We start from the raw sequence: 15,714 nt of genomic DNA, 5'->3' as shown, positions 1-15,714 counted from the left end.
AATTGGTGCCCGCCCGTGAAGGAACTAGTTGGCTGCGGTGAGGGATTTTTCGAGCAGATGGACGGACCGCCGTGCAACGTCCACGGCTGCGTCCACCGAATTCTGGTCGTAGCTGCCCTCAGGTGCGAGGAAGTTCATGGAACCGATAGTCCGGCCGTTGCTTAGGACCGGAACGTTGACGATGGCCCCGCAGCCCAATGACTCGATGGTTGCCGAATCAAAGAAGAATGCGCGGACCGCTTCCTTATCCGCCCCCAGGAACGGCTGCTGTCCATTGAGCACCTGCTCCAGCCACACCCGGTTCGTGTCCCCGGCGAGAGTCTTCTTCCCGCCCACCGGATAGACATTGGGATGGGTGGTGTAGACGCGGGCCATACTGGTGCCATTATCGGCAAGGACGGAGGCGGTAAAGAGCGTGACACCGACTGCTACCTGGGCGTGAGCGTACACGTCGTCAAAGGATTCAAATTGGGAACTCATAGAGTCCTTTCTTTTCTTGATGGGAACCCATCCGCTGGCGGTGCTTAGTAGCCGTAGTGCGTCTTGGCGAAGTCCTCGGTGATGAAACCGTTGACGATGTCGTAGGTTATGTCCTCGCGGGAGCGCTTGGAGACCTCTCCGAAGCCGCCGCCGCCTCCCACGGCGAGGCGGACGACGTCGCCGGCCTTGACCTTGTGGGCGTTCGCCTTCAGGGTGCGGACCTCATCACGGCGGCCGGGGTTGATCACAACTTCGGGGCCCCGGGCGTCCGATCCGCCGAAGAGCCCCCAAGCGGGGGTCTTTGACCGTTCGAACCAGAGCCCGACCACGCAGTCGGCCAGGAATTCGTATTCGCGTACCACGCCGTTGCCGCCGCGGTACTGGCCGGGGCCGCCGGAGTTGGGGCGGATGGAGTACTCGTTGATCCGGAACGGGTAGCGGGTCTCCAGCATCTCGATGGGCAGGTCCTTGAGTGAGCCGTTGACGTTGTTGATCATGGCGGATTCACCATCCGTGCCCTGCCAGGCACCCCAGCCGCCCAGAGTGGCTTCCATGGTGACGAAGTTCCGGCCGAAACGGGTGTCAAAACCGGCGGCGGTGATGATCATTGAGTCACCGTGGCTGGCGCTGGCGACGCGTTCCGGCATGGCCGGGGCCATTGCCTTGGAGACGAGGTCGATCAGAAGCCCGAGGTGGGAGAAGTACCACTGGCACGGGGCTGGCGTCACGGCGCCGAGCACTGAGCCGGACCGTACCTGGGTGGTCATTGGCCGGAAGGATCCGCCGTTGGAGTTGGACTCCGGGCTGACGAGGAGCTTGTAACCCACGCGCAGCGCCGAGACGGCCTGGGCGGCGCCGCAGTTGACCGGCCCCATGGTCTGGTCCGCCGATCCGGTGACGTCGAAGTCAACGGTGTCGCCAGCTACGGTGATCCGCAGCTTGATCGCAATGGGAGTGTCCAGATTGATGCCGTCGTTGTCCAGGAAGCCCTCGGCTTCGTAGATGCCGTCCGGGATGTTGCGTACGGTCGCACGCTCGATTTCCTCCGTCTGGCGGAATATCTCATCCCGGGCGGCATCGAGCTGCTCCATCCCGTACCGGCCCACGAGCTCCTTCATTCGGGTGGTCCCCATCCGGAGGGCGGCGATCATCGCGTGCATGTCACCAATGGTCTGGTAAGGGAAGCGCACGTTGGTCCGGATCAGGTCCACAACAGAAGTCTCAACTCCGGCCTCGACCAGCTTGACCGGCCCCATCCTGAAGCCCTCTTGAAAAATGTCCGTCGAGTCCATCGAACCACCGACATCCTTGGACCCCATGTCCATCCAGTGAGCTCGGGTGGCCGCGAATCCGACTACCGCGCCTTCGTCGAAGATCGGAGCAAAAATGGTCACATCGTTCAGGTGGGTGCCGCCCAGGTATGAGTCGTTGAGAATCCAGATGTCCCCTTCCTGCCAGACCGTGCGGCCGTACATCTCCTCCACGGCGATGGAACAGGTTTCCAGATTGCCTAGGAACAGCGGCAGACCGGCGGACTGTCCGAGCACGCGGTGCTCGGTGTCCAGGAGGGCCACGACGCAATCCCCGCCCTCGTAGAGGATGGGTGAATAAGCGGAGCGGATCAGGGTGGCGTTCATGTCATCCGCGGCGCTGGTGAGCGCGTTGCGGATGATTTCCACGGTGACGGGATCAAGGGTTTTGACTGCTGTAATTGTCATTTTTGGTACCTCAGTTTCCTTCGACGTCTTCAGAGCGGATGACCAGGGAGCCGAACTCGTCGACCTTGACGTTGAACCCGGGGGGCACCACGGTGGTGGCGGTCTGCTCCACGATGATGGCGGGTCCTTCGAATGTGTGGCCGGCGCCGAGGTCGTCACGGCGGACCACGGTGGTGTCGTGTTCGACGTGGTCAAAGACCACCCGGCGGATTTCGTGCTTGAACTCCGGGCCCTGTGCGGTTGCGTAACTCGGAGCTTCCAGCCGTCCCAGGTCGCCGACGGCCTGCGTGCGCAGCGTGACGATTTCGATCGGGGCGCCGAGATTGGAGTGGCCGTAGCGCTCGTGGTACATCGCGGAGAAACGGACAGCGAGGTTGGCGACGAAGTCCGGGGACCCGGGTTCGTCAGCGGACGTCAGCGGAACGTTCAGGGAGAACTCCTGCGACTGGTAGCGGACGTCCACGGACGCCGTGGTGGCGCGGCTTTCCTCCGGGACGCCTTCCGAGATCAGTGACGACAGGCCTTCGACTTCCATGGAGCGCAGGATGCCGGCCATGTCTGCCACGTCGATGTCTTCGTCGAGGTAGAAGTACGGTTCGGAAAAGTCCTTACGGATGTTGGTTTGYAGCATGCCCCAGGCCGAGAAAGCGCCGGGGAAGCGGGGAACGACCGTTTCCGGGATGCCAAGTTCCTTAGCGAGGAAGACGGCGTGCATGGGTCCTGCTCCGCCGAAGGCCACGAGGGAGAAGTCGCGGGGTTCGATACCCCGGGAGATGGTGATGGTCCGGATGGCCTGGGCCATCTGCGAGTTGGCCACGTCGCAGATGCCTTCGGCCATGGCGATGGGGTCCAGGCCGAGCTGGTCACCTACCGTTTTCAGGGCTGTGATCGCGGCTTCACGGTCCAAGGCCACCTGTCCGCCGGCGAACCAGCCGGGGTCGACTCGTCCGAGCACCAGATTGGCGTCGGTAACGGTGGGTTCCGTCCCGCCGCGGCCGTAGCAGGCCGGTCCTGGGGTGGCTCCCGCGGAGCGCGGTCCCACCCGCAGGCCGCCGGCTTCGAGCCACGCGACGGAGCCGCCGCCGGCGCCGACTGTGTGGATGTTCACGACGCTCATGAGCATCGGCAGACCTTCAAGGTGGGCCTCCATGGAGACGTCCGGCTTGCCGTCAACCACCAAGGAAACGTCAAAGGATGTGCCGCCCATGTCCACACCGATGAGGTTGCGGTTTCCCGAGACGCCCGCCAGTTCGACATCGCCCATGGCACCGCCGACGGGGCCGGAAAGCAGTGTCTGCAGCGGGCGCTTACGGGCGGACTCAGCGGTAAGCACGCCGCCGGAGGACTGCATAATGTGCAGCGGGGCTTCCACTCCCCGGTCAGCAAGTTTCTCTTCCAAGTCCAGGAGGTAGTTGCGTACGACCGGCCCCGTGTAGGCCTCGACGACGGCGGAGGATGTGCGCTCGTATTCGCGCCATTCCTTGGCTGCTTCGTGCGAAAGGGAGACTGTGAACTGTTCCCCGAGTTCCTCGATCAAGATTTCGCGGGCCCGGAGTTCGTGCGAGGGGTTCTTGTAGCTGAACAGGAACGCAACGGCGACGGCGCCGTAGCCCTCCTCCACTGCCCGGCGCGCGGCCTGGCGGACTGCCAGTTCGTCCAAGGGCACGAGTTCCTGGCCTTGACTGTCCAGCCTGCCACCGACGCCGATGACGTCCTTGCGCTCGATCAGCGGGGCAGGCTTGCGGTACTGGGCATTGTAGAGCTCAAGACGGGGGCCGCGGGCGATGTGATAGGTATCTTCGATGCCGGCCGTGGCCAGCAGTAGCACGGGAACCCCACGACGTTCTAGGAACGCATTCAGGCCCTGGGTGGTGCCGTGGACCAGGAAATCGATGTCCGATAGATCATCAACTATCGATTCCAGGCCTGCGATGACGCCGGCACTCAGGTTCCCCGGCGTGGTGGATGCTTTCGTAGCCGCGTAGGTTCCGGCGTCCTGGTCGTACGCCACAATGTCAGTAAAGGTTCCGCCGATATCCATCGACACCCTGTAGTTCGGCATGTGTATCTCCTCATGGTCTTGGAATGGAACTTTGTGTGTGGGAGATCACGGTACAGACGGGGCCGACCAAGATGATGGGCATACTGCATGATTCGGCTGCACCTGGACGGGCAGAGTGCATAGCAGTGGTGTGCGGGCACTGGAACTGTCGAGGCCGGTGGGCTCGGCGCGCCGGCGGCGTGAGGTTTATGAATTGGCGCTTGTCCTCCTCAGTGCGACAACGAAGGCGCTCCCGGATGGGCTGTAGTGGCACGGGTCATTCTGCCCGGGGCAGGCAGAAGTGCTGGAGACGAACCTGGCCGGCGCCCCCTTTTGGCGATACCTCTAGGACGCCTGGCACCAGCCCGAAAGCCAATAACGGCGGATAGAGCCTGCCCAATGTCACCAAAAACAAAGCCCTTTTGACCTGCGCAGAGGGTGCGCGTTTACAAGAGCAGTGCTTTCCGCCCAAACGGGCGAATCAAAGAAGTGCAAAGTGAACACCGTCTGAGCGCTCTTGGTTTGTAGTGTGAGGGCAATCACTCGGCGGGGGATTAGGAGACCTACTCCGAGTGGAGGCTTGGGTGAGCTGCTCCGAGGTGAATTCCTTGATATCCGGACTGTTCTCCGTGCACAGAACCGCTGCGTGTACTTCTTATCCTGTCCAAAATATCGGAGGTCAAGACATGTCCAGTATCGACCCACTCATTTCAGGGCAAGCGCCCGGGACGGCGAGCCCACCTCGCTCCATGGCCGTCGGGCACGCGTTCCGCGACATGCCTTTCGGGTCCATCCACTTTAAAATCTGTGCGGTCCTCTTCTTCGCTTTCGCAATCGAAGCCTGGGAAATGCTCATGCTCACCTACGTTGCTGGTGATCTGGCTACTAGCCTGCAGGTCGGCATGACGGAGGTAGGAATCGCCATCTCGGCGCTCTTCCTGGGCATGATCCCCGGGTCACTAATTTGGGGGCCCATCTCTGACCGGATCGGGAGGAAATCCACGTGTGCATGGAGCTTCGCCGGTTATGGCGTCTTCACGCTCCTGAGTTGTCTCGCACCGAACTTTGAGACCCTTTCGGTGGCTCGCTTCCTCTCCGGGCTGTTGTTCTCGGGCGTCTTCACTGTGACTTTCCCCTATTTTGAAGAGCTGCTCCCGGTTAAGGTCCGCGGAAAGGCCACGGTCTATCTTGCCGCAGGGTGGCCGATCGGTATCCTGGCCGCCCTCGGCACCGCTGCTCTGATCGGCGGGCACGGCTGGCGCTGGGTCATTGCTGTTAGCGCACTTGCCAGCCTGTGGGGCATCGTTCTGTACAAGATCGTTCCGGAATCCCCGTACTGGCTCGCGAGGCGGGGGCGGAATGAAGACGCGCACGATGTCCTCGACCGTCTGGGAGCAGGCCCCATCTCCCGTGGCACCATTTTCACCGTGTCGGAGGGCGAGAAGCAGTCCATCTGGAGCCTCTTCAAGGGGAGAATGGGCCGGATCACGGTCATTCAAGTCCTCATCAACTTCACCTTCTCTTGGGGCTACTGGGGACTTCAATCGTGGATGCCAACATTGCTTCAGGGGCGAGGACTGAGCGCCTCATCAAGCTTTTCCTTCATTGCCCTGAGCGCGGTCCTCATGATCCCGGGATACATGACGGCCTCCTACCTGACCGGACGCTTTGGACGCAAATGGATATTCACGATCTATGTCCTCGCCGCGGCTGGCGGCGGTTTCTTCTTCGCGACAGCCTCAACCGAGACCGAGATGTATGTGGGCATGTTCTCTCTGGCCTTCTTCGCTCTGGGAGCCTGGGGTGTCTGGGACACGTGGATGGGCGAGCTCTATCCCTCGGCCCTTCGTGGCTCAGGTTACGGGTTCGGTATCTTCGGTCAGCGCGTCGCAAATACGGTCGCACCGAGTCTTGTCGGGTTCCTCCTAGCCTCCGCCACTGGAGTCACCTCGACAATTCTGTTTATCAACATGTTCTTGTTTGTCACGGTCATCCTCAGCCTGTTCTTGCCCGAAACCGAAGGAAGTGAATTGGAATGATCACCCCCACCGACAATCTTGACGATCTCTCGGAGAACGCCCGAATCCTGTGGATCAACCCGCTCTACACCGATGTGTACAATCGAGCGATGGCGGACTCCTTCCGCCAGATAGTCCGTCCGGGTACCGAAGTTGATGTCGTTTCCCTTGACGGAGAGGGCCCCTCCCACGTTGAATACAACGCTTTCGAGGCACTCATGCTTCCACAGCTGTTGCGAACGGTGCGGTGGGCGGAGGAAGAAGGCTATGACGCCGCCGTCATCGGTTGTTTTTACGACCCGGCGCTGCGGGCGGCACGCGAAATCACCGATCGCATGGTGGTTGTAGGCCCGGCGCACTCGGCGCTGAGCATCGCCGGAAGTCTGGGCGAGCGATTCTCCATTCTCGTCGGACGGAAAAAGTGGATTCCCGAGATGGCCGAGAACGTCCATCGTTGCGGCGCATCAGAGCGTCTTGCCTCATGGCGCGTGCTCGAGATGGGCGTCGATGACTTCCAGGAGAACCCGGCGCTCACGGAAAAGCGGATCATGACCGAAGCCCGCAAGGCCGTGGAGCAGGACGGCGCAGACGTCGTCATCCTCGGCTGCACGGCCGAATTCGGATTCTTCCGAACGGTCCAAGAGGAAATTGGCGTACCCGTGATCGACGCGACTGTGGCCCCGCTCAAACACGCCGAGCAGCTCGTTGATTCGGTTCGTCGGTTCGGTTGGACGCACAGCAAGCGCCTGGGCTACGACGGGCCCACAGCCCAAGAACGCCAGCGGTTCTTCCCGGCTCTCGAGCCAAAGCACATGGTGTCGATGACCACGGTGTCCTCGTAAATACATTGCACTGCCCGTCACGCCGACTGCTTGCGCGTCACAGAGCCCCTCCACCCTAGGGCATCTTTGGCCGGAGGTTACCCCGATGCCCTCGCTTGCCTTGACATTCCGTGATCGAGGCAGGCGAGGGAACCCCCGCGGTCACCAGCACTGCGGGGACGGGCAACCGCATCCTTCCCATAACCCCGGCGGTATCAGCGCCGGCTAACCCAATCAAAATCGAACGTGGCATATAGCACCAAGCAAAAACGGAGGTAAGGCTATGTCCAGACGGACCCTATGTATCAAGCCCATGATGACCCACGCTTACTATGTCCCTATCGGACTGCTGTCCCCCCTCAAGCCCGACCTCTCGCTGGTCCAGCGATGAGCAGGCCGGAATCCGCGGTTGTCTTCCGCAGATTGGGCGGCCCCGAAGTGCTGGCCGTCGAAGCTGCTGCTCCACGTCAAGTCGCGGAAAACGATGTCCGCATCAACGTCGCAGCATTCGCACTCAACAGGGCAGATCTAATGTTCATCCACGGAGAGCACTACACCATCCCGGCGTTCCCCTCGCGCATTGGGTCCGAGGCAGTGGGTACCGTCACCGAGATCGGCGAGAACGTCACAGCCTTCAACATCGGTGACCGCGTCACGAGCATTCCCTTCTTCACCGCAACCGACGGCGTGCAGGGAACAACAGCTGTCCTACCGGCAGACTACCTAACCCTTGCTCCACCGGAACTTTCGGATGCCCAGGCCTGCTCTGTTTGGATGCAATATCTCACTTCTTACTTCGCCTTCGCAGAGGCAGCCAATCTCGGATGCGAAGACACAGTGCTCGTCACTGCCGCCGCCAGTTCGGCCGGGCTTGGTGCCATCGAGATCGCACGCGCACTTGGGGCGAAGGTGGTCGCGACGACACGGTCAGAGAAGAAGCGATCGCTCCTCCTCGAGGCCGGCGCAAACGAAGTAGCCCTCGTGGGGGTCGACGACCTCGGCGAGGTCATCGACCGCACCACCGATGGCAAGGGCGTGCGGGTCGCTTTCGACCCTGTCGGAGGAGAGTCCCTCGGCACCTACGTCGACCAAGTGCTTGATGCCTACCGCTACATGGAGTCGAACGAACAGTCAGGGAAGATTGTCGTCGAAATAAGTTAGCCCTGCCGCGTCTGGGCCCGTGTCCGTGTCCGTGGAACAGCCCGGGGCACGGACCGGGGTCGGGCTCAGGCATGGACCGCCGTCACTGACTGCTGACGGATGGAGACGCGCGCCGTGCTCGTGCCCGGCGTTCGATGGGGGCAGTTTTAAGCGCTGGCCGAAGCCAGAAATCCTCGGCGCAATCATTGATGGAATCGGACTGGGAACTCAGGGAGTTCTTTCTGGTTTTCGAGGGTGTCTTCGGAAGTCGTTTTGTCTCGCATAGATCGCCGCAGCACTTTGACGATGAGGTGGACGGACAGCAGCTCAGAGGGGATATCAAGCGGGACACCGAGTTCCCGTGCCCGGTTAAGCCGGGCCTGCAGGGTGTTCCGGTGCAGGTTGAGGGATTTGGCAGCGAGGCTGACTGAGCCGCGGTGATCGAGGAAGGCGGCCACTGCCGTAATGATCACGTCGCGGTCCGGGGAATTCATCAGTCGCGGCAGTGATAGTTCTGCCACGAGCGCGACGGCGTCCATGTCGACGAAGGTCGTGGCCGCGACCACCCCGAGGCTGGCGAAGCCTAGAACCGTGCCGGGCCCCGTTGACCGGGCGGATTGTCCAGCCAGCCGCGCCTCACGCACGATCAACGCCAGCGCCGGGGCATCCTCCTGCCATCGGGACAGTCCCGCCACCAGGCCAAGCTCGGCAAGAGCTGGCCCCAGACGTGTCCTGATTCGGGTTTCGAGCTGGGTCGAGGCGTCCTGATCCCCGGCGGGTACGAGCGTCAGCCAACCGCCTTGAACTTCAGCCAAGGGGCTGCGTGCTGTGACCTTGCGCCAGAGCAGGCGCAACACGGCCGTCAACTCGGGCCGGTGGTCTTGCACCTGCCCGCTGCGGAGCCACACGGCCACGTACGGCTCCCCTTCGCGCCAGCCCAACTGGGTCAGCAGATGGCGGTGTTTTTGCTCGAACTCCGCGCCCGACGCGGCAGGGTCCTGATCCAACCCGGCGATCGCCGCGGTGGGAACGGCCCGGGCAGTACCAAGTAGCTCCTCCAACAGCCAGGCAGCCTTCACCGCGGGGGTGGCCACCTCAAGGATTGAGCGCACTAGCCGCAGGTTGTGGATGCCGGAAGTGGGCACGCGGGCCGTGAGGGTGCAGCGGACGACGCTGTTGGCCCCGCCGACTTCCACGTTGATGACTTCGTCAGTCTCCCGTGGAGGCAGCCCGACGGAGGCCAGAACCACGCCGTCGTACTCCAGCGAAACTCCGACCCCGTCCAGTTCCCTGGAAATGGTCTTGAGGACGTCACCGAGGGTGGTGTCCTTTGCGACTGTCCGGGCGACCCTGGCCAGTTCCGCATCGACCACCGACAGGGCCGCGCCGATCTCGGCCGCCAGTGCCAAGGCAAGCGCTGCAGGCTCCCCGTCAGTGGCCAGCAGCGTGATGCCCAACCGCTCCGCCAGTCCGACCGCCGCGCTTGCATAGGCGCTGCCGGCCACGACGACGGCGCTGGCGCGCCGCTCCCACGCATGGCGCAGCGCCGCGGACACCAGCCAACCCCCTGATCCCATCTCTGAGGAGAGGACCACCACAGTGTTGGGCCGCACCTGCCGGATTGCCTCAAGCTGGGAGACGAGAACAACACTTTCTATCAACCCGCTGGATGGAGTGAGATATAGCGGCGTGGCACCACGGAGGGAACCGTGCGCCAATAGCGCAGCGACATCGAGCCGGGTTTCATTTTTCGATCTACGCATGTCGCCGCCGTGGGTGGGCGATCGGAATGCCGAAGGCCTTGGGCTCGGTGAGATCAAGCCCCTCCTCCGAATACCACTGCGCCGCTGCCGTGATCTTCACGATGTCGATGACGTCGCCCACCTGGACGTCGTCGAGGTTGACCACCGTGCCCTGCTCGGAATTGAGTAGCGTCACCATGTCCGGGACGGCGGCTGTTATCTCACCATCCACGAGGACCAGCAGGATCTCATTCTGGAGTTCAAGACGGACGATGCGTCCGGTGGTTTCGTCTTCGAGCGTTACGCTGGACGGCTGCGCCGGCAAGCCGAGATCGGTGGGCCGGGAAAGGCTTTCGATGTGGCTCACTCGGGCCCGGGCGATGCGCGTGGCGCCGAGGAGATCGGCGAGCAACAACAACTTTCTATCAACCGAGGTGCTCGCGTCGAGGATTTGCCCGATCCGGATCATCCGGCTGATGGAGCCATGAACGCCATGTTCCCTCAGCTGTTGTGCGGAACACGGATACATGGCGGTGGCTGCCCAACCGCCGAGTTCGGTCACCAGTGCACGCACCAGTGTCTCGGCCCGCTGTGGGCTTTCGACCTCAACCACCGCCCGCTCCCCGGTTACCCCCATGAGCGCGATAGGGCCGATCGCCACGTTTCCAATGTTCAGAGTTGTCTGGCTGATCAAGGGGAAAACGCGGCCCATGGGGTCGGAATCGATGACGGGCAGCGAGGACTGCAGCCCAACCATGAGGGGGACGATTCCATTGATGTTGGCGGCGGCGAGCGGATAGATCGCCCTCACCTTCCGGCCGAGACTGGCCTCGATGGCACTGATGCAGCCGAGGAACTCATCGCCCACGGGAGGCATGTCGGCGATGAAAAGGCCCTGCGTGACCATTCCGACCGCCACAACCAGATCGTCGGGAGCAAGCTCGTCGACGGTGATGAGTTCCAATGACCGGTCCTCCATCGCCCGCTGGATCATCTCAGCGTAGACGTAGATGGCCGTCGGGTCGATGGTGCAGGCCAGGAAGTGGGCACCTGTTCTGAGGTTCCGGACGTCCTCGGTAGTGAGTACGGTGCTCATGGGTTGGTTCCTCGCGCGGCTGCGGGCAGCACGTGTTCCTCAGCGGCGGACGTTTCTCCTGCCGCCTGGACCCGGATTCGAACGATTCCGGGGTTGCCGTAGGGCATGGCAAAGACGTTCGATTCAACGATGTAGGTCTGCCCGGGGCTGGCGCCCAACTGGACCGCCGCTGAGTGGGCGTCCTCTTCGGCGAGGTTCTGCACGCGTTTCAAGTCAACCCGGCCGCTAACGGTCTCGAGCCTGTCGATCCACGCCGTCAGCGGGGCCACGGCAGATCCTTCCAGTGCGGCGTCCTGCACCGCCGGCAGAGTGGGCACCAGCCCGAAGGGCAGCGCACTCTGCTGCCACTCGCGGAGGTCGGCAATCACGGAGGGGATGTCGGTGCGAACCGGATGGTGGACGGTGTACGGCTCCAGAATGGCGGCGTTGCTGGCAAGGCTTGCGTCAAATCCTTGGCGAATGAGGCTTCTGGTGACAGGCAGGCCTCCACGGGTGTGGCCCACGTTGACCCCGGCCTCCATGCAGAGAATGACCTCCCCTTCGGGCATTCCCGCCAACGTGGCCGCGCCAAGGATTCCCATCGCGGGCTCGGCGCGCAACCCGTGCACAGGCGCCAAGGCCAGCCGTGACAGAGGTGCGCGGCCGCCGTCGTTCTTTGCAAACGACAAGAGGGTGGTCGGGAGCTGGCGCCGGCCTGCCTCCTCAAGCATGGCAGCCAGCTCTTCCCCCGTTTCCATCAGGGCGCTGTTAAGGATGGCCGTGTAGTCGCGGTCCCGGAAAACGCTGGAATAGAAGTCATTGGAAATACTAATCCGCATATCTCTGTCGTTGCTTAGGATGGCATCGGCTATGCGCGTTTCATGGTCCTTTGACGCTGTCGAACCGACGGAAGTGATGGCCACGTTCCGCACGTCACCGGCAAGGATGCCGGGGAGATCGGCCAGGAACGCCTCCAGGTCCAACCGGGCCAGAGGCCGTCCCCGCAGGTCGTGACCCCCGCGGACATGCACGGTCCGGGTCACTGCCGGTTCAACAAGGGCTGGCAGCACGGTCTTGTGAAAGTCGTCCGCGGGGGGACGGGGTGAAATACGGATGGCGACCACGTCTGCCAGTTTCCGCTCCACCAAGACCCGTCCGACGTCGGCAGTGATCTCCGTGATGCCTGACCCGAACTCCCGACGGAGCCCGGACAGGGACGACTCCAATGCATCCGACAAGCTGCCCGCGTGCACCTCCCGAGCGGCGGAAACTACAGTCCGCCCGTCCAGTACAACGGTCCAGCAGCTGGTTCCCTGTAGCCGCAGTCCCACTCTCATTGTTCAGTTCCTGCCTGGCGTCTACCAACGTTGAGTATCTGCCGAGTCGTGAATATCTTCCCTGTGTATAGAGTGCACCACTAGTCGTCCTCTAGTGCTCCCCCAGTCGCGGAGAGAGCATTGTTTCGTGCTCCTCGGCCTATTGTTCGTGCCGTTCTGAGGACGGCTGTTGTGGCCGCGGCGGCCTTCAGGGCAGCGAGGGCGGTGCCGGCCGAAGCGATGGTTCGGCGATTGCCGTGGGCCCAGCCCACCCGTGTTCCGGTCAGTTGTTCCAGTCCACGCCAGATAGTGCGGGGCGGAGCTAGCCCCTGATGCGGGATCAGGACCCAGGGGGAGATGGCCCAGTAGGCATGTTCTAGTCCGAACAACCCGCCGAAGGGGCCGGTCAGGAGGGCTGCCGTTCCCCACCGGGACGATGGCCAGAAGTGATCTCGCTCGGGGTTTCGCCCTGAGGCTGAGCAGCGCCCAGGCACCGGGGCGCCCCGATTTCCCCGGGTCCGTACCCTGCCCACTGCTGCACCCGGGAATAAATCCGTTTTCCCAGCGTTGAGTCAAGTACACTCAACTCTCATACGGAGGTTTCATGGCTGCATTTTTTGGACCGGCCGAGTCCGGCCACGGCTCGTTCGACGAATTCCTTGCCCGTTACCTGCAGGGCCAGCGCACGGCCGGCCCCGGGCACCCGATGGACATCACCCGGCTGCTGAGCCGGCGCACCCATGACGTGCTCGCGCGTGCCGCACAGTTCGCCGCGCAGCACGGTCACATCCATGTGGACGCGCTGCACGTCCTGCGTGTCATGGTCGAGACGGAACCGGCCGCCGACTACATCCGGCACGCAGGCGCGGAACCTGCTGCCATCGCCGCGGCGGCCGAGGAGCGTCTCCCGGAGCAGGCAACCGCCAGGGCGGAAACGACGCCGGCCCTGACACCGTCGGCCCAGCGCGCCCTACTCGACGCCTACCAGGTTGCCCGGGCATTCGGCTCAACCTACATCGATCCCGAACACGTGTTCTTCGCGCTCGTCGTCAACCAGGAGGCCCCGGCCGGGCAGGTGCTCGCCGCGGCCGGGGTGACGCCGGAGTCCCTGCAGTCCGGTCCGCGCGAGCAGTCCCCTCGGCGTGGGGCCACGCCGACCGGCGCGGAGCCCGGACGGCCGCAGGCAGCTGCCGCCGGGTCTGACACCCCGACCCTGGACACCTACGGCAGTGACCTCACGACACGTGCCCGCGAAGGCAGCCTGGACCCGGTGATCGGCCGAAGCGCCGAGATCGAGCAGACCATCGAGATCTTGGCCCGGCGCACCAAGAACAACCCTGTCCTAGTCGGGGAAGCCGGCGTGGGCAAGACCGCGATCATCGAAGGGCTGGCCCAGGCGATCATCGCGGGCGCCGTGCCCGAACAGCTCCGCGGCAAGCGCGTCATTGCCCTGGATCTGCCGGCCATGTTGGCCGGAACGCGGTACCGCGGTGACTTCGAGGAGCGCCTGACCAAGGCGATGGACGAGGTCGGTTCACACGCCGGGGAAATCATCCTGTTCATCGACGAACTTCACACGGTCGTCGGAGCCGGCGGCGCGGGGGAAGGCGGCATGGACGCAGGAAACATCCTGAAGCCGCGCCTGGCCCGTGGTGAACTTCATCTCGTCGGCGCCACCACCCTGAACGAATACCGAAAGGTGGAAAAGGACGCGGCACTGGAACGCCGCTTCCAGCCCGTACAGGTCGGCGAGCCGAGCATCGAAGACGCCGTACAGATCCTCGACGGCCTGCGCGGACGGTACGAGGAACACCACGGCGTCCGCTACACCGACGAGGCGATCCGCGCCGCCGTCGAACTCTCCGCACGCTACGTGACGGACCGTTTCCTACCCGACAAGGCCATCGACCTCATCGACCAGGCAGGTGCGCGGCTGAGCATCAAACTCGGCTCACAGACCGACGTGGCTGTTCTTCGCGAACAGCTCGCAACCCTGGAAAAGTCCAAGAACGACGCCGTCGCCACGGAACGCTATGAAGAGGCCTCGCGGCTGCGGGATGAGATCGACGCAGTGAGCGGGAAGCTCTCCGCTTCGATTTCCAGTGCACCTGAGGCTTCCGAAGGCGCTGAGGCCGTCGTCAGCGAAGCGGAGATCGCAGGGATCATCTCACGGTCCACCGGAATCCCAGCCAGCCGGCTCACAGAAGACGACCGGGAACGCCTGGCCAGGCTCGAGGAGGAACTGCATCAGCGGATCGTCGGGCAGGACGACGCCGTGACGCTGATCGCGAAGGCGGTTCGGCGTAGCCGCACCGGCATGGGGGACGCGGACAGGCCCGTCGGCAGCTTCCTGTTCCTCGGCCCGACCGGTGTGGGCAAGACCGAACTCGCCAAGGCGCTGGCCGGGTCGTTGTTCGGGGATGAGAATGCAATGGTGCGCTTCGACATGAGCGAGTTCGGCGAACGGCACACCGTAAGCCGGCTGGTCGGAGCCCCTCCGGGCTATGTCGGCTATGGCGAAGCCGGGCAGTTGACCGAACGCGTCCGTCGAAACCCGTACTCCGTGGTGTTGCTCGATGAAGTGGAGAAGGCCCACCCGGATGTGTTCAACCTTCTGCTTCAGGTGCTCGACGACGGGCGGCTGACCGACGGACAGGGCCGCATGGTGGACTTCCGCAACACAGTGATCATCATGACCTCCAACCTCGGCTCGGAGTTCCTGGCCAGCAAGGGCGGCGCGATGGGCTTTGTATCCAAGGCCGACGAGGGCAACGGCTTCGGCTCAGAGAAGGCGCTGCGGGACCGGGTGCTGGGCCGGCTGCGCGAGACGATGCGGCCGGAGTTCCTCAACCGGATCGACGAGATCGTCCTGTTCCGCAAGCTGGACCAGGCGCAGCTGCGCCGGATCGTTCGGCTGATGCTGAACCAGACGGAAGCCCGCCTGCAGTCCCAGGGCATCACTCTCGAGGTCAGCGAAACGGCTGTCGACTGGATCGCCGAACGCGGCTACGAGCCCGAATACGGAGCCCGGCCGATGCGCCGTGTGATCCAGCGCGAGCTGGACGACCGGATCGCGGATCTGTTCGTGGCGTCGGACCTTCAGTCTGGCGGCCAAGTGGCCGTCTCGGTCGACGAGCAGTCGCTCGTCGTCGAGGCCCGCCATGAGGCGATGCCGCTGGCGGCGTAAGCCACCTCCGGATCCGCCAGCGGGCGGATCCGGTACACGGCCGGATACACAGCCACCCTGTGTGCCCGGCCGAAGCTGCCTGCGTCGTGCCGTATCACCGTGCCGTATCGCCAAGCCTGAGGCGCCGTTCTCCGCGGGCTCCATGAGGTTGTGGTGGATGACGGTGATGCATTTCA

The 15,714-nt window shown here is 63.4% G+C and carries 10 protein-coding genes; 4 read left to right on the top strand and 6 right to left on the bottom strand.

From position 1 onward, the window contains the following. Positions 1-24: 24 nt before the first annotated feature. The 3 genes from AC1DZQ_RS15380 to AC1DZQ_RS15370 are packed head-to-tail and all read right to left on the bottom strand — an operon-like array spanning position 25 to position 4,260. Positions 25-480, bottom strand: a complete 456-nt coding sequence (locus AC1DZQ_RS15380) for a GAF domain-containing protein (RefSeq protein ID WP_476964313.1) — start codon at positions 478-480, stop codon at positions 25-27. Between the two features lie 44 nt (positions 481-524). Then, a complete protein-coding gene (locus AC1DZQ_RS15375) occupies positions 525-2,198 on the bottom strand; it encodes a hydantoinase B/oxoprolinase family protein (protein ID WP_476964312.1) in 1,674 nt (557 codons plus the stop codon). 10 nt (positions 2,199-2,208) lie between these two features. Then, complete coding sequence (locus AC1DZQ_RS15370) at positions 2,209-4,260, bottom strand: hydantoinase/oxoprolinase family protein (RefSeq protein WP_476964311.1); 2,052 nt, start codon at positions 4,258-4,260, stop codon at positions 2,209-2,211. Between the two features lie 665 nt (positions 4,261-4,925). On the opposite strand from AC1DZQ_RS15370, the gene AC1DZQ_RS15365 reads away from it, so the two are divergent. The 3 genes from AC1DZQ_RS15365 (at position 4,926) to AC1DZQ_RS15355 (ending at position 8,239) form a co-directional block, all read left to right on the top strand. After that, positions 4,926-6,278, top strand: a complete 1,353-nt coding sequence (locus AC1DZQ_RS15365) for an MFS transporter (RefSeq protein WP_476964310.1) — start codon at positions 4,926-4,928, stop codon at positions 6,276-6,278. Continuing rightward, positions 6,275-7,099: an aspartate/glutamate racemase family protein gene (locus AC1DZQ_RS15360; protein WP_476964309.1), complete on the top strand. Its 825-nt coding sequence runs from the start codon at positions 6,275-6,277 to the stop codon at positions 7,097-7,099. Before AC1DZQ_RS15365 ends, AC1DZQ_RS15360 begins: the two co-directional genes overlap by 4 nt. A gap of 417 nt (positions 7,100-7,516) precedes the next feature. Further along, complete coding sequence (locus AC1DZQ_RS15355) at positions 7,517-8,239, top strand: alcohol dehydrogenase catalytic domain-containing protein (RefSeq protein WP_476964308.1); 723 nt, start codon at positions 7,517-7,519, stop codon at positions 8,237-8,239. A gap of 182 nt (positions 8,240-8,421) precedes the next feature. Here the strand turns inward: AC1DZQ_RS15355 and AC1DZQ_RS15350 are convergent, their stop codons facing one another. Genes AC1DZQ_RS15350 through AC1DZQ_RS15340 form a run of 3 tightly spaced genes read right to left on the bottom strand, consistent with a single transcriptional unit; the run spans position 8,422 to position 12,273 of the window. Continuing rightward, a complete protein-coding gene (locus tag AC1DZQ_RS15350) occupies positions 8,422-9,981 on the bottom strand; it encodes a PucR family transcriptional regulator (RefSeq protein WP_476964307.1) in 1,560 nt (519 codons plus the stop codon). Next, positions 9,974-11,056, bottom strand: a complete 1,083-nt coding sequence (locus AC1DZQ_RS15345) for a DUF917 domain-containing protein (protein ID WP_476964306.1) — start codon at positions 11,054-11,056, stop codon at positions 9,974-9,976. Before AC1DZQ_RS15345 ends, AC1DZQ_RS15350 begins: the two co-directional genes overlap by 8 nt. Further along, a complete protein-coding gene (locus AC1DZQ_RS15340) occupies positions 11,053-12,273 on the bottom strand; it encodes a hydantoinase/oxoprolinase N-terminal domain-containing protein (RefSeq protein WP_476964305.1) in 1,221 nt (406 codons plus the stop codon). Before AC1DZQ_RS15340 ends, AC1DZQ_RS15345 begins: the two co-directional genes overlap by 4 nt. Before the next feature lie 682 nt (positions 12,274-12,955). On the opposite strand from AC1DZQ_RS15340, the gene AC1DZQ_RS15335 reads away from it, so the two are divergent. After that, positions 12,956-15,538, top strand: a complete 2,583-nt coding sequence (locus tag AC1DZQ_RS15335) for an ATP-dependent Clp protease ATP-binding subunit (protein WP_476964304.1) — start codon at positions 12,956-12,958, stop codon at positions 15,536-15,538. The last annotated feature ends 176 nt before the right edge of the window (positions 15,539-15,714 follow it).

The sequence above is a fragment of the Arthrobacter sp. P1_C12_2 genome, assembly GCF_056406415.1.
Note: the sequence above shows the minus strand (reverse complement) of the source record. Positions and strands in the feature narration are given on the sequence as shown.